Annotated in this window: 24 protein-coding genes and 1 tRNA gene; 17 read left to right on the forward strand and 8 right to left on the reverse strand. The window is 31.0% G+C overall.

The window, feature by feature from the left end:
• The 7 genes from JAO71_RS07190 to JAO71_RS07220 form a co-directional block, all read left to right on the forward strand.
• The coding region (locus JAO71_RS07190; RefSeq protein WP_202999871.1) for a T9SS type B sorting domain-containing protein at positions 1-1,439 on the forward strand (1,439 nt) is incomplete at its 5' end.
• A 70-nt stretch (positions 1,440-1,509) separates the two neighbouring features.
• Positions 1,510-2,445, forward strand: a complete 936-nt coding sequence (locus JAO71_RS07195; protein WP_028289415.1) for a PorP/SprF family type IX secretion system membrane protein — start codon at positions 1,510-1,512, stop codon at positions 2,443-2,445.
• Positions 2,446-2,465: 20 nt separating this feature from the next.
• Positions 2,466-4,379: an OmpA family protein gene (locus JAO71_RS07200; protein WP_202999873.1), complete on the forward strand. Its 1,914-nt coding sequence runs from the start codon at positions 2,466-2,468 to the stop codon at positions 4,377-4,379.
• A gap of 124 nt (positions 4,380-4,503) precedes the next feature.
• Positions 4,504-5,040: an isopentenyl-diphosphate Delta-isomerase gene (gene idi / locus JAO71_RS07205; protein ID WP_028289417.1), complete on the forward strand. Its 537-nt coding sequence runs from the start codon at positions 4,504-4,506 to the stop codon at positions 5,038-5,040.
• Positions 5,024-5,434 carry a 6-pyruvoyl trahydropterin synthase family protein gene (locus JAO71_RS07210; protein WP_028289418.1) on the forward strand — a complete coding sequence of 137 codons (411 nt, stop codon included), beginning with the start codon at positions 5,024-5,026 and terminating at the stop codon, positions 5,432-5,434. The genes idi and JAO71_RS07210 overlap by 17 nt, the downstream gene beginning before the upstream one ends.
• Before the next feature lie 95 nt (positions 5,435-5,529).
• Positions 5,530-5,799 (forward strand): hypothetical protein, encoded by a 270-nt coding sequence (locus JAO71_RS07215; protein WP_028289419.1) that lies wholly within the window; start codon positions 5,530-5,532, stop codon positions 5,797-5,799.
• A 59-nt stretch (positions 5,800-5,858) separates the two neighbouring features.
• Positions 5,859-5,932 (forward strand) — tRNA-Thr (locus JAO71_RS07220).
• Positions 5,933-6,044: 112 nt separating this feature from the next.
• On the opposite strand, the gene JAO71_RS07225 is transcribed toward JAO71_RS07220, so the two are convergent.
• The 5 genes from JAO71_RS07225 to JAO71_RS07245 all read right to left on the reverse strand — a co-directional run bounded on the left by JAO71_RS07225 (position 6,045) and on the right by JAO71_RS07245 (position 11,001).
• Entirely contained in the window at positions 6,045-6,743 is a 699-nt protein-coding gene (locus tag JAO71_RS07225; RefSeq protein WP_028606983.1) for a DUF4369 domain-containing protein, read from the reverse strand.
• A 51-nt stretch (positions 6,744-6,794) separates the two neighbouring features.
• On the reverse strand, positions 6,795-8,102 hold the full coding sequence (locus JAO71_RS07230; RefSeq protein WP_202999875.1) for a DUF819 family protein: 1,308 nt from the start codon (positions 8,100-8,102) through the stop codon (positions 6,795-6,797).
• A gap of 627 nt (positions 8,103-8,729) precedes the next feature.
• Positions 8,730-9,740: an alpha/beta hydrolase gene (locus JAO71_RS07235; RefSeq protein ID WP_236011203.1), complete on the reverse strand. Its 1,011-nt coding sequence runs from the start codon at positions 9,738-9,740 to the stop codon at positions 8,730-8,732.
• Between the two features lie 304 nt (positions 9,741-10,044).
• Positions 10,045-10,638, reverse strand: coding sequence for an alpha-ketoglutarate-dependent dioxygenase AlkB family protein (locus JAO71_RS07240; protein ID WP_202999877.1), 594 nt, complete (start codon positions 10,636-10,638; stop codon positions 10,045-10,047).
• A gap of 3 nt (positions 10,639-10,641) precedes the next feature.
• Complete coding sequence (locus tag JAO71_RS07245; protein ID WP_028606987.1) at positions 10,642-11,001, reverse strand: DoxX family protein; 360 nt, start codon at positions 10,999-11,001, stop codon at positions 10,642-10,644.
• Positions 11,002-11,044: 43 nt separating this feature from the next.
• On the opposite strand from JAO71_RS07245, the gene JAO71_RS07250 reads away from it, so the two are divergent.
• On the forward strand, positions 11,045-11,710 hold the full coding sequence (locus tag JAO71_RS07250) for a M15 family metallopeptidase (RefSeq protein WP_116824283.1): 666 nt from the start codon (positions 11,045-11,047) through the stop codon (positions 11,708-11,710).
• Between the two features lie 4 nt (positions 11,711-11,714).
• Here JAO71_RS07250 and JAO71_RS07255 read toward each other — a convergent pair whose 3' ends face one another.
• On the reverse strand, positions 11,715-12,611 hold the full coding sequence (locus JAO71_RS07255) for an RluA family pseudouridine synthase (RefSeq protein WP_317193472.1): 897 nt from the start codon (positions 12,609-12,611) through the stop codon (positions 11,715-11,717).
• A 70-nt stretch (positions 12,612-12,681) separates the two neighbouring features.
• Positions 12,682-13,332 (reverse strand): YceI family protein, encoded by a 651-nt coding sequence (locus JAO71_RS07260; RefSeq protein WP_028289427.1) that lies wholly within the window; start codon positions 13,330-13,332, stop codon positions 12,682-12,684.
• Between the two features lie 166 nt (positions 13,333-13,498).
• Between JAO71_RS07260 and JAO71_RS07265 the strand changes: the two genes are divergently transcribed.
• From JAO71_RS07265 to JAO71_RS07295, 7 genes are all read left to right on the forward strand, one after another.
• A complete protein-coding gene (locus JAO71_RS07265) occupies positions 13,499-14,056 on the forward strand; it encodes a nucleotide exchange factor GrpE (RefSeq protein ID WP_028289428.1) in 558 nt (185 codons plus the stop codon).
• Positions 14,057-14,064: 8 nt separating this feature from the next.
• Positions 14,065-15,186, forward strand: coding sequence for a molecular chaperone DnaJ (dnaJ, locus tag JAO71_RS07270; RefSeq protein ID WP_054852899.1), 1,122 nt, complete (start codon positions 14,065-14,067; stop codon positions 15,184-15,186).
• A 517-nt stretch (positions 15,187-15,703) separates the two neighbouring features.
• On the forward strand, positions 15,704-16,627 hold the full coding sequence (locus JAO71_RS07275) for an ABC transporter ATP-binding protein (protein WP_202999885.1): 924 nt from the start codon (positions 15,704-15,706) through the stop codon (positions 16,625-16,627).
• Between the two features lie 5 nt (positions 16,628-16,632).
• The gene (locus tag JAO71_RS07280) at positions 16,633-17,946 is read left to right on the forward strand and encodes an ABC transporter permease (RefSeq protein WP_054852897.1); all 1,314 of its coding nucleotides are present in this window, start codon (positions 16,633-16,635) and stop codon (positions 17,944-17,946) included.
• Positions 17,947-17,958: 12 nt separating this feature from the next.
• Entirely contained in the window at positions 17,959-18,885 is a 927-nt protein-coding gene (locus tag JAO71_RS07285; RefSeq protein ID WP_202999893.1) for a mechanosensitive ion channel family protein, read from the forward strand.
• Positions 18,886-18,920: 35 nt separating this feature from the next.
• Entirely contained in the window at positions 18,921-19,805 is an 885-nt protein-coding gene (locus JAO71_RS07290) for a DUF6268 family outer membrane beta-barrel protein (RefSeq protein ID WP_222829370.1), read from the forward strand.
• Positions 19,805-20,968, forward strand: a complete 1,164-nt coding sequence (locus JAO71_RS07295; RefSeq protein ID WP_116824286.1) for a sigma-54-dependent transcriptional regulator — start codon at positions 19,805-19,807, stop codon at positions 20,966-20,968. Before JAO71_RS07290 ends, JAO71_RS07295 begins: the two co-directional genes overlap by 1 nt.
• A gap of 52 nt (positions 20,969-21,020) precedes the next feature.
• Here JAO71_RS07295 and JAO71_RS07300 read toward each other — a convergent pair whose 3' ends face one another.
• Positions 21,021-21,785, reverse strand: coding sequence for a hypothetical protein (locus JAO71_RS07300; protein WP_116824287.1), 765 nt, complete (start codon positions 21,783-21,785; stop codon positions 21,021-21,023).
• Positions 21,786-22,001: 216 nt separating this feature from the next.
• On the opposite strand from JAO71_RS07300, the gene JAO71_RS07305 reads away from it, so the two are divergent.
• Together JAO71_RS07305 and JAO71_RS07310 are read left to right on the forward strand one after the other, a co-directional pair.
• Complete coding sequence (locus JAO71_RS07305) at positions 22,002-22,880, forward strand: PPK2 family polyphosphate kinase (RefSeq protein WP_116824288.1); 879 nt, start codon at positions 22,002-22,004, stop codon at positions 22,878-22,880.
• 104 nt (positions 22,881-22,984) lie between these two features.
• Complete coding sequence (locus JAO71_RS07310) at positions 22,985-24,382, forward strand: M20/M25/M40 family metallo-hydrolase (RefSeq protein ID WP_116824289.1); 1,398 nt, start codon at positions 22,985-22,987, stop codon at positions 24,380-24,382.
• Positions 24,383-24,409: the final 27 nt, after the last annotated feature.

A 24,409-nucleotide genomic window follows, 5' to 3' on the forward strand; every position in this document is an offset into this window, starting at 1 on the left:
GAACAGAAGTTACAAACGGAACAGATCCAAACGATGCATGTGATTACAACGTAGCAGATATTACAGAAGTTATTACATCAACAAACGATTGTGATAATGACGGATTAACAGATGCAGACGAAGTAAACGGACCAGATGGAGATCCAACTACAGATGATGGAACAGACCCAACAGATCCAGATACAGATGGAGACGGAGTATTAGACGGAACAGAAGTTACAAACGGAACAGATCCAAACGATGCATGTGATTACAACGTAGCAGATATTACAGAAGTTATTACATCAACAAACGATTGTGATAATGACGGATTAACAGATGCAGACGAAGTAAATGGACCAGATGGAGATCCAACCACAGATGATGGAACAGACCCAACAGATCCAGACACAGATGGAGACGGAGTATTAGACGGAACAGAAGTTTTAGATGATAATACAGATCCAAATGATCCATGTGATTATAATGTTGATAGTATAACTGAAATTCTTGATAACGAATTTCTTAATGCAGATTGTGATGGAGATGGAGTTTCTAATGGTCAAGAGATAATTGATGGTTCAGATCCAGTAGATCCTTGTGATTATTTTGCAACAATTCAAGATCTTACAATAGTAACGGAAGCATGGGAAGCTTTAGATTGTGATGGAGATGGAGTTATTAACGGAACAGAATTAGTTGATGGTACAGACCCTCAAGATCCATGTGATTTCTTGATAACTAGTACAACTGTTTCTCAATCTGAAGATTGGTTTTTAGGAGATTGTGATTCAGATAATGTTCCAAACGGTGAAGAATTTCCTTTAGGAGATACAGATGGAGACGGAACACCAAACTGGTTAGATACGGACGATGATAATGATGGTGTTGATACTATTAACGAAGACTATGCTGACGTAGATGACTCTGATGGAGATATTAATCCTGATGGAGATAATGATCCTACAAACGATGATAGCGATGGTGATGGTGTACCTGATTACTTAGATACTGATGATGACAATGATGGTATCTTAACCGAAGATGAGTATCCTGATCCTAACCTTGACGGAATTGGTTTTGGTGGTGACGCAGTAGATAGTGATGGTGATGGTTTACCTGATTATTTAGATGTTAACAATGCTACACCTTCAGAAGATGAATTAGAGATATTTAATGCTGTAACACCTAATGGAGATGGTGATAATGATGTGTTTGTGATTAGAAACATTGAATTATACCCAGAAAATACAGTTAGGATTTATAACAGATGGGGAGTTATTGTTTATGAAACAACAGGTTATGCTCAAAACGGAAATTTCTTTAAAGGAGAATCTAATGGTAGAGTAAATGTGAAAGTTGAAAAACAATTACCAGTAGGAACTTACTTCTATATAGTTGAATATGAGAATGGAAGTGAAACTAAATCAAGAGCTGGATACTTATATATTCAACGATAGATAATAGTTAATAAAAGAGGTAGCTGTTTAATAGTTACCTCTATTTAAAAAATAATTATACCTTTTTATAATGAAAAATAGAATTTTAATTTTAATAGCTCTTATTAGTACTGTAAGCTTTGTTGAAGTTTCTGCTCAACAAGATGCTCAATACACTCAGTATATGTATAATACTATGAGTGTAAATCCTGCTTATGCAGGTGCAAGAGATGGATTAAGTGCTTTACTATTATACCGTACTCAATGGGTAGGTTTAGATGGTGCTCCAGACACAGCTACTTTTAATATTCATTCTCCATTAGGTGGAGAGGATGGTAAGGTAGGTTTAGGTTTGTCTATTGTTAATGATCGTATTGGTCCAACTCAAGAAACATATGTTGATATTGATTTCTCATATACAATTAATACGTCTGACCAAGGAAGATTGTCTTTAGGATTGAAAGCTGGTGGTCATTTATTAGATATCAAATATTCTGAATTAAGTCAATATAATAGTGGTGACGCTTTATTAAATACAGATATTGATAATAAGTTTTCACCAAATATAGGAGCTGGTATCTATTACCGAAATGCAGATAAATGGTATTTAGGGCTTTCTGTTCCTAATTTATTAGAAACAACACACTTTGATGAAGCTTCATTGTCTGAGGCTAATGAAAGAATGAATGCTTATTTAATGGGAGGTTACGTTTTTGATGTAAATACAGATCTTAAATTAAAACCAGCATTTTTAGTTAAAGCGGTTACAGGTGCACCTCTTCAAGCAGATGTAACATTAAACGCTTTATATCAAGAAAAATTCACTTTTGGTTTAGCTTACCGTTGGGATGCTGCATTAAGTGGTTTATTAGGCTATCAAGTATCAGAAAGTGTAATGTTAGGTTTTGGTTATGATAGAGAAACAACAGACCTTGGTCAAACTCAGTTTAATTCTGGTTCATTTGAAGTCTTCTTAAGATTTGAACCAAGAGATTTAACTAAAATTTTATCACCAAGATTCTTTTAAATACATTCATTATATAGATTATGAAAAACAGATATATACTTTCTACTTTAATACTTGTGCTTTCGTTTACATTCTCATTTGCACAAGATGATGGTATTTCTAGTAGTACAGAAAAAAAATATGATAAACTTTCTTATGTAAAAACAACAAAAGCTTTATTAAAGCTTGTAGAGAAAGGTAACAAAACACCAGAAGTCTATAAAAAACTAGCTAATTCTTACTATTATAATTCTAAAATGGAAGATGCTGCAAAATGGTATGGAGAGTTATTTATGCTTAATGCTGTAATTGAATATGAGTACTATTACAGATACGCCATGAGCTTAAAAGCTATTGGTGATTATGAAGGAGCTAATACAAAAATGAAAGAATTCGCATCACTAAAACCTGATGACTCTAGAGCTATTTTATTCTTAAAATCTCCAAATTATTTAGAGGCAATTGAAGCGATGTCAGCTGATTTTGAATTAGAAAATTTAGACTTTAACTCACGTTTTTCCGACTTTGGAACATCATTTTTTAAAGACGGAATTGTTTTTGCTTCTTCAAGAGGTGATGGTAAGTTATACAAATGGAACGAACAACCATTCTTAGACCTGTATTTTAAGAGTGATGACTCTACAACTGTTAAGGATTTTTCTAATAGCATAAACACTAAATTTCATGAGTCATCAACATCATTTACCAAAGATGGTAAAACAATATATTTTACCAGAAACAATTACTTTAAAGGTAAAGTTAGAAAAAGTGACGAAAAAGTTAATGGTCTTAAAATTTTTAAAGCAGAATTGGTTAATGGTTCATGGACAAATATTGTTAGCATGCCTTTTAATAACAATGAATATAATGTAGCTCATCCAGCTTTAAGTTTGGATGAAACTAAGTTGTTTTTTGCAAGTGATATGCCAGGAACTCATGGTAAATCTGATATTTATTATGTAGATATTTTAGAAGATGGTGCCTATGGAGAACCTGTTAACTTAGGTAGTACTATAAATACAGAAGGTAGAGAGAATTTTCCATATATGAGTAATAACGGAACTCTATATTTCTCATCAGATGGACACCAAGGTTTAGGAGGTTTAGATGTGTTTATGATTAAATTACACGATCCTAGTCATTCAGTTACTAATTTAGGTAAGCCAATTAACAGTTCTAGAGATGATTTTGAGTTTATTATAGACGAATTTTCAAATGAAGGTTATCTAACATCTAATAGGTACAATGGTAAAGGAGATGACGACATTTATAAATTTACTAGAACATTCTGTACTCAATTTGTTTATGGAACTACAGTTGATAAATTAACTAACGTTATTATTCCTTATGCAAGTGTAGTTGTAATTAATGAACAAGGTGTAGAAGTACAAAATTTAACCTCTGATCAAAATGGAGCTTTTAGTTATGAAGGACCTTGTAATAAACAAAAATATAGCATCATTGCATCAAAAGATGGATACATACAATCAGAACAAACATTTGTAGTAAAACCTAGAAAAAAAGAAGATATAGTTTTAAAACTTAATTTGACACCAGCAACTCAACAACCAGCTGAAGTAGGTATGGATTTAGTTGAAGTCTTAAACTTAAACCCAATTTATTTTGATTTTGATAAATCTAATATTAGACCAGATGCTGAAATTGAATTAAAGAAAGTTATTGATTACATGACTAAATACCCTTCTGTTAGAATTGATGTACAATCACACACAGATTCAAGAGCATCAGATGATTATAACTGGGCTTTGTCTAATCGAAGAAATGTGTCTACAAAACAATACATTATCCAAAAAGGAGGTATTGCTGCAGATAGATTGGAAGGAAAAGGCTACGGAGAAACGATGTTGGTTAATAGATGTAGTAATGATGTTAAATGTACTGAAGAAGAACACGATTTAAACAGACGAAGTAATTTTATTATCATAAATAACTAAGCATAAAAATCGTTTAATTTAATAATAAAAAAAGCACCTTTTAAGGTGCTTTTTTTATTAAAATTACTCAAAAATAAAAAAGACAAAATTCTAAGTATTAACTTTGTGTATCATAACGTAATTAATGAAAGAAGAACAAGTAATATTAGTAAATCAGTTTGACGAGCAAATTGGCTTAATGCCAAAAATGGAAGCACATGAAAAAGCCTTACTTCATAGAGCGTTTTCTGTTTTTGTTTTTAATGATAAAAACGAATTGATGCTACAACAAAGAGCTTTAAGTAAATACCATTCTCCTGGACTTTGGACTAATACCTGTTGTAGTCATCAAAGAGAAGGTGAAACTAATTTACAAGCAGGAACCAGACGTTTGCAAGAAGAAATGGGATTTACAACAGCATTAGTTGAAAAAACCTCCTTCATTTATAAAGCACCTTTTGATAACGGTTTAACTGAGCATGAATTAGACCATATTATGGTTGGATACTATCAAGAGGAACCAATAATTAATAAAGATGAAGTCGAAAGTTGGAAATGGATGCCTTTAGAAGACGTTAGGCAAGACATAATTAATCAACCTGAGTTATATACAGCTTGGTTTAAAATTATATTCGATAAGTTTTACCAATTTATAAATATTAGCAATGAAAGTAACAGTTAGTAGAAAAGCACATTTTAATGCAGCACATAGGCTATATCGTAAAGATTGGACCAATGAAAAAAATGACCAGATATTTGGTAAGTGTAACAATGCTAATTTTCATGGACATAATTACGAGCTAATTGCCAGCGTAACTGGTACAATTGACCCAGAAACAGGTTATGTTATTGATGTTAAAATTTTAAAAGACATCATAAAGTCTGAAGTAGAGGATGCTTTTGATCACAAAAATTTAAATTTAGATGTGCCAGAGTTTAAAGATTTAAATCCTACAGCCGAAAATATAGTTGTAGTTATTTATAACAAAGTTAAAGCAAAACTTAATTCAGATTTAGATCTAGAAATAACACTTTATGAGACGCCTAGAAACTTTGTAAAGTATTCAGGAGAATAATTATATAAATTATAAAAGAAGGCTTTAAAATGCATTTAAATAGTTTTAATTCGGAACTTTATATGTAAATTTGCAGCTAAATAAAAATTAATATTATGGCAAATAAAAGAGACCTAAAAAAAGACATAAACTATGTTTTAGGAGATATTATTGAAGCAGTATACGTTTGGGAATTTTCTAACACTGATAAAGATACAAAAGACAGCGAAGCTATCATTGATGATGCAATTAATACGTTTGATGAATTAATAGCAAAGACTAATGATAAAAGTGTCGAGAATAAAAAAGCACACTTTAATGCCATCAAATCAGACCTTGAAACTAAAGGTAGAGCGTTAATTGAAAGAATTAATAAATTAGGATAAAATTTTTTTAAAAAAAGTTTGCAGATATCATAGATAACTCTATATTTGCAAACTCTTTTGCCGATGTAGCTCAGCTGGCTAGAGCAGCTGATTTGTAATCAGCAGGTCGTGGGTTCGAGTCCCTCCATCGGCTCTTAAAAAGCTTCTCAATTTGGGAAGCTTTTTTTATGTCTAATAGTCAACAAAAAAAAAGCCATTTAATTTCTTAAATGGCTTTTTTAATTTGATCTATTTTTTAAATAATCTTATTGTTCAGATTTTTTGATATCTGCGATGTATTTATCTAATTGCTTTCCGTATTTAGAGGCTTTAATCTTAGGTGTTAATACTTTATTTATAGTATCTAAGTATTTCACGTTAGCATCATATATTTCTGATAAAGCTAAATATGGAGCAACTTCGCTATCGTTGTGTGTTACAGCAAAATTAGCAGTGTATAAATACTTTCGTTTTACAAAACTATTTATTGCTAATTGAGTTTTATTTTGCTTTATAGTATCATTATCTCTTGCAGCTTCAAACAACTCTTTAGTTAGATCTAAGTTTCTATCGGTAAATTTACCAATCATTGTTAAATACTCTTCTAAAGTTTCATGTTGCTTAGACCCTTTGATTTTTGCGTCATAAGCAAAGTTTTTTAATGTAGAATTAATTTCAGTTACACCTTTATCTGCAAAAAACGAAATTCTGTCATCTACTTTTGTATTCTTATTTAAATATAAGTAAAACATTTCTGGTTCAGAAATATCAGATTGTAATGTAAATTCAGAATCTCCATTGACGCTAACCGAATCTACAGTTACTAATATAGTATCACTAACTTTTTTTAAATATACAGTTCCTTTTTTTAATCCTTTAATGTTTCCTTTAACGGTAAGTTTGTCGCTATCGCTTCCGCAGGAAAAAATTGAAACTAATAGTAATAATGCAATAATCTTTTTCATCTAAAATTTGGTTTTAAAGTGGGCAAATATCAATTAAAAAAAACAAAAATACTAACCTCCAGATGCTAATTGCATTAAAATAGTACAACCAATGGCTGCTAATGTTCCTACTGCATAACCAAAAACTGCTAATAAAACACCTACAGTTGCTAAAGAAGGATGAAAAGCTGATGCTACAATTGGTGCAGATGCTGCACCACCAACATTAGCTTGACTACCTACAGCTAAAAAGAAATAAGGAGCCTTAATTAATTTGGCTACACCTATTAATAATAATGCGTGAATAGTCATCCAAACTAATCCTATAGCTATTAAACCTACGTTATCAAAAATAGAGGTAATGTCTATTTTCATTCCTATTGTTGCAACTAATATGTAAATAAAAACACTTCCAAATTTACTTGCTCCTGCACCTTCAAAGTTTTTAGCTTTAGTAAAGGATAAAATAATTGCAATAATAGTTGCAATGCTTATCATCCAGAAAAAAGTACTATCTAAAAAGGTAAATGTATTTTTTAATGTTTGAGACTGTATGCCTGAAACAATTTTGCCAAAGAAAGGCGCTAAGTTATCTGCACAGTAGTGTGCAATACTTACAGATCCAAAAGCAATAGCTGCAAGTAACATTAAATCTGTTACTGTTGGATTACGTTTGATACTTTCGGTATAAGATGACACTTTTTCCTTTAAAGCTTCAATAGACGATGTGTCAGCTTTTAACCATTTATTGATTTTAGCTCTTTTTCCTATTCCTATTAATAAAATAGCCATCCAAACATTAGCAACTACAATATCTACAAAAACCATTTTACCATATTCAGCTTGATTATATCCGTAAATTTCTAGCATTGCAGTTTGATTAGCTCCTCCACCAATCCAACTTCCTGCCAATGTAGATAGACCTCTCCATACAGCATCTGGCCCAATACCTCCAACTGTTTCTGGTGATATTGCAGAGATTAATAATATTGCAATTGGACCACCAATTACAATACCTAAAGTACCAGTAAAAAACATAATTAAAGCTTTCCATCCTAAGTTAAAAACCGCCTTAAGATCTATACTTAAGGTCATTAGTACTAAAGCAGCTGGTAATAAGTAACGACTGGCTACATAATACAAATTGGTTTTATGTTTTATAACGTCTCCAGTATTTGATGTGGTTTCCCATTCTGGAGCAATTAATCCAATAGTTGTTAGTATGGCTGGAAGCATGTAAGCCATAAATAATCCAGGGACAATTTTGTAAAACTTTTCCCAGAAACCTCCTTTTAAAGATTCTGTATAAAATATAAAGCCTAATGCAAGCATTAGTACTCCAAAAACGACAGTGTCGTTAGTAAATAGTGGTTCAGTCATAATGTTAGTTTATAGTCAACGCAAAATAATCAAATAAAATGGTTATTAAAAGGTTTAAAATTAAAGTTTGGCACAGGATTTGTTTAGTATGAAATGTAATTATTTATGATGACTTTTTAACACTAGGTGTGGTTACCTAAACAAGAACGAGTAAACAATTACATTTGGTTGGTTAGTATGAAAAAGCATCATTTAAATGATGCTTTTTCTGTTTTACAATATTAATAAATCTTTAACAAGACAAGGTGTTAGTAAATTATAATTGGCACGACAATTGTACTATTAAGTTTGTAGTTATTTATGATGACTTTCTTACACAGGTGTGGTTACCTAAATAGAAACGAGTAATAATTACATTTGGTTGGTTAGTATGAAAAAGCATCATTTTTAATGATGCTTTTTCTGTTTTATTACATTAGTAAATATTTAACAATCAAAAGAGTTAGTTTATAATAATTGGCACGACAATTGTGATATAGTTAATGTAATTATTTACTAAGACTTTCAAAATAGGTGTGGTTACCTATAATAGAAACGAGTAATAATTATCATATTTTTGGTTGGTTAGTATGAAAAAGCATCCTTGTTTAAGGATGCTTTTTCTATTTTAAATATATTGTTATGTCTTTATTCTTTTATAAAAGTAATAATAGCATCAATTAAGCCATTTGCTAATGGACGATGAGATTCATTATACGATTTTGAATTTTCTAAATCACCACCTTCAATGGTTACCAATACATGGTTCATGTTTTCAATAATCTTTAATTGGGCTTTGTTGCTTGCGTTTTTAAGACTTTCAGCTTCAGATTTACTAACTTGTAAGTCTTTACTACCATGAAGTATTAATGACGGAATGTTTAAAGTGCTTAGTATTGAAGTAGGATTGTACTGCATCCAATTCATTATAAAGCGTTGGGTTTCGATATTAAAAATAGAAGATAAAGCTACAGGATAATCAGTTGTTGTTTTTCCTGTTTTCAAAATTTCAAAAATACGTTGTGTATCCTGACTAAACTGAGGCGCAGTTTTGGCAACTTCTTCTGTTATAACGCTATCAATACTTTTTCCAGAACCTGCTAAAGATATAAATCCATTGGCTTTATCTTTTGAGGCTAACATACCAATTAAGCTACCTTGATCATGACCAATCACATATATTTTATTAAACGTGTTTGTTTTAATAAAGTAATCTATAACCGAAGTGGCATCTGTTACAAAATCATCAAAAATAATAGTATTATCAACACTTCTTTCTCGTATTTGCTTAACTATACGTTTGTCATACCTGAATGTTGCAATCTGATTATTACTTAAACTAATGGCTAGTTTTTTTAGATTATTAGTTTTTAAAAAATTTTGATTCCCATCTTTATCTGTCGGTCCTGATCCACCAATAATTATAGCTAAGTTTGGTTTTTGTATTGTTTTAGGAGTTAAAAGTGTACCATTAATGTAATTATTGATTGCAATATCTTTACTTATATATTGTGTGTCTTGTGCCAGAATTATTGTGGAGGTCAATGCAAAAAATAGTAATAGGTAAGATTTCATGTTATAGTATTTTTTATAGTAACTCAAATAGTAAGATATAATTGTATTTAATAATTCAAATTTACGCTTAATTTTTTTGTCCATAAAAGATTGATTTTGGACTTATATCATATCGTTTTTAATCGGTGATATGTTGTGTTTTGTCAATAAGTGTTAAAATTTAATGTATTTCATCGATAAATGGTGTTTTTAAACGTTTTTATTTGAAATAAGTTTTATGTTTGTATTGTGCTAAAAATTACATACTTTTTAGTTCAATGGATTAATTAATTATTATTTGCATAATTAAGTAGGTTTTTAAAATATAAATCTGCGTAAAGTAAAAAATGTTAAATAGCAAGAAGCCAAGGTTGAGGGACCTTGGCTTTTATGTTTTAAATAGTTAAAATTAATTTATAATTCTGTACGTTAAATTAATTCTTGGTTTAATAATTTTTTTTGTCTTAGCAATTTGATGTAGCCAATGTTGTTGCGTGCTTCCTTTCATTACTAATAAACTTCCAGATTGTAATTCTATTTTATGTTTTAAATGTTTATGTACTTTATGTTTTAGGCTAAAAGGTCTTACTTGTCCCAAACTAACCGAAGCTATTATTGGGTTTTCACCCAATTCTTTCTCATTATCAGCATGCCAACCGTTGCTATCTTGACCATCTCTATAAAGATTAGCTAAACAGGTTGTAAATGTATTGTTTTCAATATCTTCTATCTTTTTTTTTATTTCGCTTAAAGCGGAAGAAAAGCCATGAGGCTGCATCGTAATATTAGAATAACTGTAAGGCTTTTTATTATCAGCAAATAAAGCAGTTAATCTTGGTTGCGCATATGTTTTACCAAAAACAGTAATGTCATCCTGTTGCCAAGGTATTTCTTTTAATAAAATTTTAAAATAGTAATCAGCTTCTTCGGGATTTAAAAAATTAGGATAATATGTAATATCCGAATCGGGTAAGTTAAGTTTAAATGCTTCTGAAAATAACATACACTAAAATTTTAAATACCAATAAGCCCAATACATTAACCCAAATTGTAACGGAATACGTAATACTAAAATCCAAGTTGCAATTCCAGCCGAAGCTTTTTTACCTGACAACATATAAAAATGAACCATTAAAAATATAGCTAACATTATTATAATAGCATAAATACTAATGTCTTTTAATAATGGAATACAAACAGTGATACCCAAAAGGATTTCGGCAAAACCACTTAAATGCACAAGTAATTTATGATTAGGTAAATATCTAGGCATAATACGCATATATAATTTTGGTTTAACAAAATGCATAATTCCTGCAAAGATGTACATTAGACTCATTATATAAAGATGCCAAGGATAGTCCATAGTAAGTTTTTATTTTATAAATTTAGCCTATAATTTATATAATATGAAGCTTAGCATAACACTTTTAATAACTTTTTTTTCTACCATTTGTTTAGCACAATTACCAAAAGGATTTGTATATGCACAAGATGTGATTGAAGATTTAGCTGTACAATTAAAATATTGTCAAGATGATAATTTTGTTGGTGAGCAAATTGATGGTTATAACAAAGAAATTGTAATTATGACAAATCAGGCAGCTCAAGCCTTAAAAAAAATACAAGACACCTTAAAAAAGCAAGGTTTAGGTCTTAAAATTTATGATGCATACCGACCACAACGTGCTGTAAATCATTTTGTACGCTGGGCAAAACAAATTAATGATACTTTAAAAAAGCATGATTACTATCCAAATGTAAAAAAACAAAACTTGTTTAAAAAAGGGTATATAGCTTCAAAATCAAGACACAGTAGTGGTAGTACAGTGGACTTAACCATTATAAATTTAGAAACAGGTGAGCCTCTAGATATGGGATCACCTTTTGATTTTTTTGGTCCAGCATCTTGGGTTAAAAATCCTAATTTAACAACACAACAACAATCTAATCGTGATTTGTTACAAAAAGTAATGACTACTAACGGTTTTAGAAATTACTCGCAAGAATGGTGGCATTTTACTTTAAGAGGAGAACCTTTTAGAAATCAATATTTTGATTTTCCAGTAGAGTAGCAGCTTAGGCTTTAAAATCAGGAAATATTTTAGTAAACCGTTTTGGTAACTGAGATGTTAATACTAAATGTGTATTTGTAAAAGGATGTGTAAACGCTAAAGAATATGCGTGTAAATACAACCCTTTCCCTTTTAAGATTAATGACTCAAAACCATAAGTTTGATCACCAAGTATTGGGTGACCTATACTAAATAAGTGTTTTCTTAATTGATGTCTTCTGCCAGTTTTAGGGTTAAGTTTTACTAAATTTAAAGTTTCAAAACGTTTAGAAATTACCGTTTGACACACTTGATAATCAGAGTGTGATGTTTTATCATCAATATTTGTTGTTATGCTTCCATTATTTGACATGTTACCAATAGTGATAGCGTAATAAGATTTGATAATAGCTCTAGTTTTAAATAAATTATTTAAAGCACGAATGCTGCTGCTAGTTTTTCCTATTAATAAAATACCAGTTGTAGCATAATCCAGTCTGTGTACAGGTTGTGGTTGTGTAGCATCATCAAGTGTACTTGGTTTTAAGTTTTGTGATAAAGCATTAGCTATCGTTTTAAAAGTGTTTCCGCTAACTAATATACCTGCAGGTTTATGTATTACAGCTAGATAATTATCTTCAAATAAGACGTCTAATTTTAATTTAAGTTTGTTGTTTATTGTATTGTTTTCTGGTAGATTTAAAACTATTGTTTCTCCTCCTTTGATAAAAGTGGATGTACTTGCAATACTTCCATTTACAGTTATAAATTGTTTTTTTAATACTTTTTTTAAAGCCGATTTTGTAGCTATTGTATCAAAAATTCCAACACCATACTCTTGAAGCCTAATGGTTTGATTTAACGAAGGGACAATATGTGTTTGTGTTGTTTTAATATTGGTGTTGTTTAAGTATTTTAAAATTCAAATCTAAATTAAATAAAAAAAGCCACAACATAAGTTGTGACTTTTAGAGTTATCAATCAAAAGGGTATTAAGCTTTTTTAGCTTTAACCAATATTTTAATTTCTACATCATTTTTAATTAACTTGTCTCCTAATGAAGCAGCTACATCATCACTAGTAGCAGCATTGTACATAATGTTCCATAATGTTCTGTCAATTGTAAATGTATCGCTAGAAATAGTTACATCATCACCATTTACGCTAACTGTAGCAGGAAAAGTAACATTCTTTTTAATACCTTTCATTGTTAAGTTACCACTAATGTTATTTCCATCAACTTTTGTAATTTCAAAAGCAGCAGTACTAAATTTTTCTACATCAAAAAAGTCAACACTCTTTAAGTGTCCAATTAGGTTAGCATTAGCTTCTTCTGTTTCAGGTATATCAGTACATTTAATAGTATTAATATCAAAAATAAAACTTCCACCTACTAATTTATCTCCTTCTAATTCAGCAACACCTTTAGATACATTAATAGTTCCTTCGTGTCCACCAACAATTTTATTAGCTTTCCAGATAATCATAGATTGGTCTGCATCTGCTTTATATTTATTAGCTTCAACATTTTCTACAACAGTTTCTGCTTCACCTGTTTTGGCATCTTTAACATCGCTTTTACAAGCAACAATAGTTGTTCCTACTAAAGCAACAGCAAATAGATTTAATACAATTTTTTTCATGATATAAGTTTTAAGGTTTTTATTATTTTACAATGCAAATATATAAATAATCTTCCATGGAAACTAATTAAATAAATGTTAATAAAAATTGTGACATTTTGACATTGTTGATAGTAATGGCAGTACTTTTGCCTATCAGTAAATGTATTTCAAAATAAGTACAACAATGAGCAAGAAAAGTAAAAAAGAAACAAATATAGAAGAGGAAGTTAAAGCTACTTCTAATCAAACCGAAGCAACGACTGAACAAGAAGAAGTTGTTGAAGAATTAACCGTTGAAGAACAGTTAAAAGCAGATTTGCAACAAGAAAAAGATAAATTTTTACGTCTTTTTGCTGAATTTGAAAATTATAAAAAACGTACATCCAAAGAGCGTATAGAGTTATTTCAAACCGCTAGTAAAGATGTCATGGTGTCATTATTGCCAGTTTTAGATGATTTTGAACGCGCTTTGTTACATATTGAAGATGACAAAGAAGCAGAAGAATTACGTAAAGGTGTCTTGTTAATCTACAATAAACTGGTTCAAGTTTTACAACAAAAAGGATTAGCTAAAATTGAAGTGAATGCTGGAGATGTATTTAATGCAGATCACCATGAAGCAATTACACAAATTGCAGCACCAACTGATGATTTAAAAGGTAAAATTGTAGACGTAATAGAAAAAGGATACAAACTAGGTGAAACTGTAATACGTTTTCCTAAAGTAGTTATCGGACAATAAAAGATAGTATGGCTAAAAGAGATTTTTACGAAATATTAGGTATAAATAAATCGGCTACTCAAGCTGAAATCAAAAAGGCATACCGTAAAAAAGCAATCGAATTTCATCCAGATAAAAATCCAGATGATAAAGATGCTGAATCTAAATTTAAGGAAGCAGCTGAAGCTTATGAAATTTTAAGTGACGAGAATAAAAAAGCACGTTACGACCAATTCGGACACCAGGCATTTGAAGGTGGTGGTGGAGGCTACAGTGGTGGCGGAATGAATATGGACGACATCTTTAGCCAATTTGGTGACATCTTTGGTGGTGGAGGTTTCTCTGGTTTTGGAGGAGGCTTCGGAGGAGGAGGTGGACAACGTCGCGTTAAAGGTAGTAACCTACGTGTACGTTTAAAGCTTACCCTTGAAGAAATTGCCAATGGTGTAGAAAAAAAGATAAAAGTCAAACGTAAAGTTCAGGCGTCTGGTACAACCTACAAAACATGTTCAACATGTAATGGTTCTGGTCAAGTAACCAGAGTAACTAATACCATTTTAGGTCGTATGCAAACAGCATCACCTTGTAATACATGTGGTGGATCTGGACAAATTATAGATAAAAAACCAAGTAATGCAGATGCACAAGGTATGGTTGCTAAGGAAGAAACCATTCCTGTAAATATTCCTGCAGGTGTTGTAGATGGTATGCAACTTAAAGTGTCTGGTAAAGGTAACGAAGCTCCAGGAAACGGAATTTCGGGAGATTTACTTGTAGCTATTGAAGAAGAAGCACACGAGTCACTTCAACGTGAAGGAGATAATTTACACTATGATCTATACGTAAGTTTACCTGATGCAATATTAGGGACTTCTAAAGAAATAGATACTGTAACAGGAAAAGTGCGTATTAAAATTGAAGCAGGTATGCAATCGGGTAAAATTTTACGCTTACGCGGAAAAGGAATACCAAGCATAAATGGTTATGGTAAAGGTGATTTGTTAGTACATGTTAATGTATGGACTCCAAAAACTTTAAATAAAAGCCAAAAAGAGTTTTTTGAAAGTATGAGAGAAGATGAGCATTTTTCACCTAAACCAGAAAGAAGTGATAAATCATTTTTTGAAAAAGTAAAAGATATGTTCTCTTAAATTTGAAAAATAAAAGGCATTCAAGAAATATCAAATCCGTTAGTAATAACGGATTTTTTTGTTTTTAGTCTATTAAATTAAATCATTTAACATCTTAGTTTAATAAATTATACTATATTTGACTTATCACTAGCTTAGCTAGTGGTAATTTTTCTTTTTCATAGCAATTTTTTCCCATCCTTTATTTTTTAAAGGGTGGGTTTTGTTTTTAATGAACCTTTTATTTTGTAATATCAAGAAGCATAATAAAAAAAATAGTTGAATGACACTGAATTAAAACAAAAATATAAAGTGCTATTTCTCTTTACTCTTCAGCTAATAAGCATGATTCATAAAGTTTTAAACGTATTTAATGACCTAATTATCAGTTGCACTTATTTAGCTAATAAATTTATAACTTAAAAATAAAAGTAATCAAGTAGTTAAAAATTAGTAAATCTTTAATGTTACTCTTTTAACATTTTCTATATTTACAAAGCGTGCTATTAGTACTCGCAATAATCAACTAAAAAAACCTATGAGTAACCTTTTAGAGGTGCATAATGTATCCAAAAAATTTGGAGACTTTACTGCATTAAATAATGTGTCTATTACTGTACCTAGAGGCAGTATTTTTGGTCTTTTAGGACCTAATGGAGCAGGAAAAACAACCTTAATCAGAGTCATAAATCAAATAACAATGCCAGATCATGGTCATGTATTGTTAGATGGAGAAGCACTTAAAAATCATCATATTAGAGATATAGGATATTTGCCAGAAGAAAGAGGTTTATATAAATCTATGAAGGTTGGTGAGCAAGCTTTATACCTTGCACAGTTAAAAGGAATGCAAAAATCCGAAGCCAAAAAACGTTTGAAAATGTGGTTTGAGCGTCTTGAAATTGGAGATTGGTGGAATAAAAAAATACAAGAGCTATCTAAAGGTATGGCTCAAAAAATACAATTTGTAGTAACAGTTTTACACGAACCTAAACTGTTGATTTTTGATGAACCCTTTTCTGGTTTTGATCCAATTAATGCTAATTTAATAAAAGACGAAATTTTAAGATTACGTGATGAAGGTGCAACGGTTATTTTTTCGACACATCGCATGGAATCTGTTGAAGAATTGTGTGATCATATTGCATTAATCCACAAATCTAATAAGGTTTTAGACGGAAATTTAATGGATGTTAAACGTCAGTACAAAACCAATACATTCCAGATTGGTATTAAACCTAATAATAGTACTTTAGAACAAGAATTAGCTTCTAAATTTAGTGTGACTCCAGCCGAATTTAAAACTTTAGGTGATGATTTAAAATTGAACATTAAATTGTCCCAAGATGAATCTGCAAACGACTTACTTAGCTATTTAACCAATCAAGGACAAATTTCTCATTTTGTTGAAGTTATTCCAAGTGCCAACGATATTTTTATTCAAACTGTAAAGAATAATTAATTATTATGAACCATCTATCACTAATCATACAACGCGAATATTTAACTAAAGTTAGAAATAAATCGTTTTTAATAATGACTATTCTTAGTCCATTAATAATGATTGCACTTATAACTGTAGTAGTTTATTTATCGCAAATGAATAACAATAAACAACGTACCATTTCTGTTTTAGACGAGTCCGGTTTTGTTACTAACGCGTTTAAAAGTACAGAAAAAACAACGTATAATATTTTAACAGGCGTAACACTAGAAAATGCAAAAACCATTGTTGAAGAACAAGGTGACTACGGCTTACTTCATATTAATAAAATCGAAAATTTTGATTTAGTTGATGGTAGTGTTCAGTTTTATTCTGAAGATTCACCATCACTGTCAGTAATTTCTTCATTAGAAAATAAAATTGAAAAGGAGTTAACTAATCAAAATATGGCTCAAAAAGGTATTGATATTGAAACTATCAATGCTTCAAAAATCAAAATAGATATTTCTCAAGAAAACTTTTCAGGTGTTAAGTCTTCAAAAATCGATAGTGTAGTTAAGTTAGCATTTGGTGGAGCAGCTGGTTATTTACTATTTATGTTTATCATTATATATGGTAACATGATTATGAGAAGTGTTATTGAAGAAAAAACAAGCCGAATTATTGAAGTTATTATTTCTTCTGTAAAACCTGTACAATTAATGTTAGGTAAAATTATTGGGACCTCACTTGCTGGAATTACGCAATTTGTAATTTGGATAATTCTAGGAGGTGTACTATTAACTGTCGTATCTGCTATATTTGGCATTGATTTCGCGCAAGCGCAAACACCACAACAGGAGTTAATGCGTCAAGCTATGGAAAATCCTGATGCTAGTATGAAAGTACAAAGTCTGTTTACTGCTTTTTATAATTTACCATTGGCTAATTTAGTAATAGCATTTTTACTGTTTTTTATAAGTGGTTATTTGTTATACAGTTCGCTTTATGCAGCAATTGGAGCAGCAGTAGATAATGAAACAGATACACAACAATTTATGTTGCCAATTTTAATGCCATTAATATTAGCAGTTTATGTTGGTATGTTTACGGTTATAGAGGATCCTCATGGGACTGTAAGTACTATATTTTCATTTATTCCGTTTACTTCACCCGTCGTTATGTTAATGAGAATTCCGTTTGGAGTGCCTATTTGGCAGCAGATTGTGTCGTTATTATTATTAATAGGTACCTTTTTGTTAACCGTTTGGTTTGCAGCAAAAATATATAGAGTTGGTATTTTAATGTATGGTAAAAAGCCAACTTATAAAGAGTTAATCAAGTGGATTAAGTACTAAAACATGTTACAAATGCAGGATAACAAAGTGTCTACTAAAATTGAGGAAGAAGTAAATAAAGTTAGCGACGCAATTGTTGAAAGCTCTATATGGGAGAAGTTTGTGGAATTTTTAAATTTTAAAATCTACTCTTTTACAGATACTCAAGGTAACATCACTAGTGTTATAAAAATTAAATATGTACTATTAATCATATTAGTATTATTATTGACGACCTACGTATTACGTTGGATAAGAAAAATAATAACCAGAAAACTACCTGAAGATGATAAAGCAAAGTTTGTTACCGTTTTTTCGTTTGCAAGATGGATAATTTATGGCATTGTTTTTTTAGTATCAATAGACTCGTTAGGTATTGATGTAACAGCAGTTTTTGCAGCTTCGGCAGCATTATTAATTGGTGTTGGTTTGGCCTTACAAACGTTATTTCAGGATATTATTTCTGGTGTGTTTATTTTAATAGACCAATCTGTACACGTTGGAGATATTATAGAAATTGACGATAAAGTTGGTCGTATTGAAGAAATTAAACTTCGTACTACAAGAGCAGTTACAATAGACAATAAAGTATTAATTATACCTAATCATTTATACTTAACCAATAGTTTGTATAATTGGACACAAAACGGATCAACTACCAGAGAAAGCGTCGATGTTGGAGTGGCTTATGGAAGTGATGTAGATTTGGTTAAGACATTATTGTTACAAGCAGCAAAATCATGTAAAATGGTGTTTGAACAACCAGCTCCTGCAGTTTTGTTTACAGATTTTGGGGACAGTGCTTTAAATTTTAGAGTTGCATTTACTATTGCGGATAGCTTTAATGCTAGAATCCCTAAAAGCGAAATTAGATTTGCAATAGATAAATTATTTAGAGAAAATAATATATCTATTCCATTCCCTCAAAGAGACATACATATCATACAAGATAATAATTAAAAACAAGAATTAAAGATTAAATAACAAGACACTATATGAGATTATATTTAGGGACTATTTTATTAACGTTAATGCTACTTGGTAGTGTAAATGTTGCCAATGCTCAACTAACAGATTTAGCTAGATTAGAGTATTCCTATGTGCCTAAAAGTAATTCTGAAGATAGTTTTGACAGAGTTAGAGCTCTTTTAAATTACCCAATTAAAACCAGTGAAGACTGTTATTTAATTGTTGGTGCTGAGTATAGTCGATTAACCTTAGATTTAGAAGACAGTTATCCTTTTCCGACCTCTAATTTAAGACGTTTGCATATCTTAGATTTTAATGTTGGTTATACTTTTAAGTTAAATAAAAATTGGAGATTAGGAGCTAAAGTTACACCTAGAATTGCATCTACTTTAAGACATAAAATAACTGGAGATGATATATTTTTAAATGGAGGAATTTATGCCATTAACGATAAAACTAAAGACGCCAACATTAAAAAGCCTTACAGATTAATTTTGGGATTAACCTACAATAGTACAACTGGTATACCATTACCATTACCTTTTGTTAGTTATTTTAGACGTGTCAACGAGAGTTGGTCTTATAACTTAGGAGTGCCAAAAACTAATATCAAGTATTTTTTTAACGAAAAAAACATCGTACAAACCTTTGTTGGTATTGATGGTTATTTTGCTAATACACAAGAGGTTTTTACTATAGATGGTAAACAAGCAGACAGTATTTCTTTATCAGTAATATTAGCAGGTTTAGGTTATGAATATAATTTTACAGATAATTTGGTATGGTATTCGTATGTTGGTCATACAATTAGTATGAGTAATAGATTAAGAGATGAAAATAGAGAAGATGTTTTTAAGTTAGATAACGTAAATGCATTTTATTTAAGAACAGGAATAAAATTTAAAATATAATGCCAAAAATATTAGTAATAGAGGACGAAGCAGCCATAAGAAGGGTTTTAGTAAAAATTCTTTCTGAAGAAAATGATACCTATCAAGTTGAAGAAGCTGAAGATGGATTAGTTGGTATTGGAAAAATTAAAAAAGAAGATTACGACCTTATACTTTGCGATATTAAAATGCCTAAAATGGATGGCGTTGAGGTATTAGAAGCAACTAAAAAAATTAAGCCAGAAATACCAATGGTTATGATTTCTGGTCATGGAGATTTAGATACAGCAGTAAATACAATGCGTTTAGGTGCGTTTGATTATATTTCAAAACCACCAGATTTAAATCGTTTATTAAACACTGTACGTAATGCTTTAGATAGAAAAGAATTAGTAGTAGAAAACAAAATTCTTAAAAAGAAGGTCAGTAAAAAATACGAAATGATTGGAGATAGCGATGCTATTTCTCAAATCAAAGACATGATTGATAAAGTAGCACCAACAGATGCTAGAGTATTAATTACTGGACCAAACGGAACAGGTAAAGAGTTAGTCGCACATTGGTTACACGAAAAAAGTACACGTGCAAAAGCACCAATGATAGAGGTGAATTGTGCTGCAATACCAAGTGAGTTAATTGAAAGTGAATTATTTGGTCATGTTAAAGGAGCCTTTACAAGTGCAGCAAAAGACAGAGCAGGTAAATTTGAAGCAGCTAATGGAGGAACCATTTTTTTAGATGAAATTGGAGACATGAGTTTATCAGCACAAGCTAAAGTTTTACGTGCTTTACAAGAAAGTCGCATACAACGTGTTGGTAGTGATAAAGACATAAAAGTTAATGTACGTGTGGTTGCTGCCACTAATAAAAATCTTAAAAAAGAAATTACAGATGGTAATTTCCGTGAGGATTTATATCACAGACTAGCGGTAATATTAGTTAAAGTTCCGGCTTTAAATGATAGACGAGAAGACATTCCGTTGTTAATTAATCATTTCTCTAAAAAAATAGCCGAGGAGCAAGGGACTGCACACAAATCATTTTCGGCTAAAGCCATAAAATTATTACAAGATTACGATTGGACAGGTAATATTAGAGAGCTGCGTAATGTTATTGAAAGACTAATTATTTTAGGAGGACCAGAAGTTAGCGAAAAAGATGTAAAACTATTTGCTAGCAAATAGTCGTTAATATAAACAAAAAAGCCTCAATATTAATTGAGGCTTTTTTTATGTTTTATTGTTTACAGGTCTTTAATTTTTCAAGATACTGTTGTGTGATTTTAACAGCTTTCTCTAAATAATAAGATTTAATTTCAGGTATAGTTGCTGTTGTGGCATCCATAGTACTTCCAGTATTGTCATTAACTGTAGTGTTGCAATTACAGCTTTGAAGCAAGTTATTGTAACTAGATACATTATTATCAATAGCTTGGTTTTGTTTAATAATAAATTGCTCTTTTTCTAATTGTGCTTTTTTTGCTTTTTGGTCTGCTAACTGTTGTTTTAAAGCATTAGCTTGTTGTTCCAACGCAGCTTGTTGTTGTTTTAATTGAGCTTGTTGTTGCTCTAATTGTGACAAAGCACTACCACCATTATCGGTTGCAACATCAGTAGTTGCTGTAGACTCAGAGCTTGTACAAACATCATATTCGTAAAAAATATCCAAAATCAACTTTTCAGCCATTTGTAAATAAGTACGTCCAGATGCTAAATCATCTGCTAACAAAGCAGTATCCATATACGTGCTAATGCTTCTAGATAAATCTAAAGCTTTAGTACAATCAGAATCTTGAAGGCTAGTTTTAACGTTTTCAATAGCTTTTTTGCACAAATCAGCATGATATTGCAATCCAGCTAAGTTATAGGACTCAATACCAGCAGTAAGGTTTTTACTAACAATACCAAGGTTGGTATGTACGTCTCCAGTTACATAATTTTTTGCATGCGTTAATTGTAACGCAATGATGCACAATAGAATAGTAAAGTAATTTTTTTTCATAAGTAGGGTTTTTTATTGGGAAATGCTAAAATAATAAATTTTCGCAATTAAACGACTTTTTTTGTATTTAAACTGATAAAATTTGTTAAAATATAGTTTAAAACAATGATTTTTGTATTTTTAATAATTATTTTCGATTGTTTTAAGAGTGTTCTAAAAAGTGATTAAACAGCAAGTATTAATAATTACATTATATTTAGTAAATAAATTATTAGCATGAAGGACATAAAAATTAGCGACCATAAAATCACAAAAAAAATTAAATTAAGTGACTTACCAAGCCATATAGATATTAATGCAGATAAAGACCAAACCGAAGACGCTTTGCGTAAAGTAAGACGACAATTAGGTAAACTTCAAGATACCATGTATGCACATGGTAAATACTCTGTTTTAGTATGTTTACAAGGTATGGATACGTCAGGTAAAGATAGTTTAATACGTGAGGTTTTTAAAGATTTTAACGCAAGAGGTGTTGAGGTTATGAGCTTTAAAGTACCAACAGATTTAGAGTTAAAACACGATTATTTGTGGAGGCACTATATACAATTACCAGCAAGAGGTAAATTTGGAGTGCATAATCGTACACACTATGAAAACGTCTTAGTCACACGCGTACATCCAGAATATATTTTAAGCGAGAATTTACCAAACGTAAACAGTGTCAAAGACGTTGATGAAGCCTTTTGGAACAATCGATTTGAGCAAATTAATAATTTTGAAAAACACTTAACAGATAACGGTACTTTAGTCTTTAAGTTTTTTATGAATTTATCAAAAGAAGAACAGCGTAAAAGACTATTACGTCGATTAGATAAAAAAGAAAAAAACTGGAAATTTTCTGCAGGAGACCTAAAAGAACGCAAATTATGGGACCAATACATGAATTGCTATCAAGATGCAATAAACAGGACAAGTACCAAAAATGCACCATGGTATAATATTCCAGCAGACGACAAACCTACAGCACGACTAGCAGTAGCTCAAATTTTGTATGACACATTAAAGCAATACACAGACATACAAGAGCCAGAATTGGATGACAAAACCAAAGCCAATCTACATTTGTATAAACAGCAATTAAATAACGAGTAAAATATATTTGGCGTTACCACAAGGGTCGCGCTTTCCATTATATCTTTTTTTGCCATATATGGCAGCAAAAAAAGGATGCCATTTCAATCGCTAACGCAACTATCATGAAACAACTAGCAATTATTCTAACACTATTACTATCAATAAACGCAACAGCACAAACAGATCAAGAAGTCGTAAAAACCATTTATAGTCAATCCTTAACCAATGGTAAAGCCTACCAATGGTTAGATCATTTATCAAACCAAATAGGAGGACGTTTATCTGGATCTACAAATGCAGAAAAAGCTGTACAATACACAAAACAAGAACTAGAAAAATTAGGATTAGACAAAGTTTGGTTGCAAGAGGTAATGGTTCCAAAATGGGAACGTGGTGCCAAAGAAGTCGCGCATTTTACAACCCAAAATAATACTTTTAATGTTAATATTTGTGCACTAGGTGGCTCTGTGGCAACATCAAAAAAAGGGTTAGAAGCAACAGTAATAGAAGTCAAAAGCTTTGAAGAGTTAGCAACACTAGGTACTAAAGTAAAAGGTAAAATAGTATTTTTTAATGGAGCCATGAATCCAGAATTAATACATACCTTTGAAGCTTATGGTGGATGCTCTAAACAACGTTATGCTGGAGCTTACGAAGCAGGTAAACTTGGAGCTGTTGGCGTAATAGTACGTTCTCTTAATTTAAGGCAAGACGATTTACCACACACAGGAAGTATGGGTTACATGGATTTGCCAAATAACCAACGTGTGCCATCTGCAGCAATAAGTACAAATGATGCTAATAAATTATCTGAAGCCTTAAAAAAGGATGTTAATCTAAAATTCTATTTTAAACAAAGCTGTCAACAATTTGAAGATGTACTGTCATACAATGTAATTGGAGAAATTACAGGAAGTCAATTTCCTGATGAATATATGGTTGTTGGTGGACATTTAGATTCATGGGATTTAGGAGATGGATCTCATGACGATGGAGCAGGAGTAGTGCAATCTATGGATGTTATAAGATTATTAAAAGAAAGTGGTATTAAGCCAAAACGCACTATAAGAGTGGTTCTGTTTATGAATGAAGAAAACGGTTTGCGTGGTGGAAAAAAATATGCAGAAGAGGCTAAACGTAAAAACGAGAATCATGTCTTTGCGCTTGAAAGTGATTCAGGAGGATTTTCACCTCGTGGTTTTAGTTTTGATTGTAGTGAGGCAGCATTAAATAAAGTACTAAGTTGGCAGTCTTTATTTAAACCGTATTTAATTCATTATTTTGAAAAAGGGTATAGTGGTGCAGATATAGGACCACTAAAAAACGACCATATCGTTATGGCTGGTTTAAGACCAGATTCTCAACGTTATTTTGATCATCATCATGCTGCAAACGATACCTTTGATGCAGTCAATAAACGCGAGCTAGAATTGGGTGCAGCAACAATGACAAGTTTAGTGTATTTATTTGATAAATACGGAACAAGTAATATACCACAGGTTAAAGAATTTAAGGACTAGTAGTTGAGTTATTTTGTTTTTATAGCA

Origin of the sequence: Olleya sediminilitoris (assembly GCF_016785945.1) — a bacterium.
GTDB lineage: Bacteria > Bacteroidota > Bacteroidia > Flavobacteriales > Flavobacteriaceae > Olleya > Olleya sediminilitoris.

Coding starts and splice junctions, on each gene's coding strand:
- JAO71_RS07195 (WP_028289415.1), top strand. CDS start 1,510: ATGAAAAATAGAATTTTAATTTTAATAGCTCTTATTAGTACTGTAAGC.
- JAO71_RS07200 (WP_202999873.1), top strand. CDS start 2,466: ATGAAAAACAGATATATACTTTCTACTTTAATACTTGTGCTTTCGTTT.
- idi (WP_028289417.1), top strand. CDS start 4,504: ATGAAAGAAGAACAAGTAATATTAGTAAATCAGTTTGACGAGCAAATT.
- JAO71_RS07210 (WP_028289418.1), top strand. CDS start 5,024: ATGAAAGTAACAGTTAGTAGAAAAGCACATTTTAATGCAGCACATAGG.
- JAO71_RS07215 (WP_028289419.1), top strand. CDS start 5,530: ATGGCAAATAAAAGAGACCTAAAAAAAGACATAAACTATGTTTTAGGA.
- JAO71_RS07225 (WP_028606983.1), bottom strand. CDS start 6,743: ATGAAAAAGATTATTGCATTATTACTATTAGTTTCAATTTTTTCCTGC.
- JAO71_RS07230 (WP_202999875.1), bottom strand. CDS start 8,102: ATGACTGAACCACTATTTACTAACGACACTGTCGTTTTTGGAGTACTA.
- JAO71_RS07235 (WP_236011203.1), bottom strand. CDS start 9,740: ATGGACAAAAAAATTAAGCGTAAATTTGAATTATTAAATACAATTATA.
- JAO71_RS07240 (WP_202999877.1), bottom strand. CDS start 10,638: ATGTTATTTTCAGAAGCATTTAAACTTAACTTACCCGATTCGGATATT.
- JAO71_RS07245 (WP_028606987.1), bottom strand. CDS start 11,001: ATGGACTATCCTTGGCATCTTTATATAATGAGTCTAATGTACATCTTT.
- JAO71_RS07250 (WP_116824283.1), top strand. CDS start 11,045: ATGAAGCTTAGCATAACACTTTTAATAACTTTTTTTTCTACCATTTGT.
- JAO71_RS07260 (WP_028289427.1), bottom strand. CDS start 13,332: ATGAAAAAAATTGTATTAAATCTATTTGCTGTTGCTTTAGTAGGAACA.
- JAO71_RS07265 (WP_028289428.1), top strand. CDS start 13,499: ATGAGCAAGAAAAGTAAAAAAGAAACAAATATAGAAGAGGAAGTTAAA.
- dnaJ (WP_054852899.1), top strand. CDS start 14,065: ATGGCTAAAAGAGATTTTTACGAAATATTAGGTATAAATAAATCGGCT.
- JAO71_RS07275 (WP_202999885.1), top strand. CDS start 15,704: ATGAGTAACCTTTTAGAGGTGCATAATGTATCCAAAAAATTTGGAGAC.
- JAO71_RS07280 (WP_054852897.1), top strand. CDS start 16,633: ATGAACCATCTATCACTAATCATACAACGCGAATATTTAACTAAAGTT.
- JAO71_RS07285 (WP_202999893.1), top strand. CDS start 17,959: ATGCAGGATAACAAAGTGTCTACTAAAATTGAGGAAGAAGTAAATAAA.
- JAO71_RS07290 (WP_222829370.1), top strand. CDS start 18,921: ATGAGATTATATTTAGGGACTATTTTATTAACGTTAATGCTACTTGGT.
- JAO71_RS07295 (WP_116824286.1), top strand. CDS start 19,805: ATGCCAAAAATATTAGTAATAGAGGACGAAGCAGCCATAAGAAGGGTT.
- JAO71_RS07300 (WP_116824287.1), bottom strand. CDS start 21,785: ATGAAAAAAAATTACTTTACTATTCTATTGTGCATCATTGCGTTACAA.
- JAO71_RS07305 (WP_116824288.1), top strand. CDS start 22,002: ATGAAGGACATAAAAATTAGCGACCATAAAATCACAAAAAAAATTAAA.
- JAO71_RS07310 (WP_116824289.1), top strand. CDS start 22,985: ATGAAACAACTAGCAATTATTCTAACACTATTACTATCAATAAACGCA.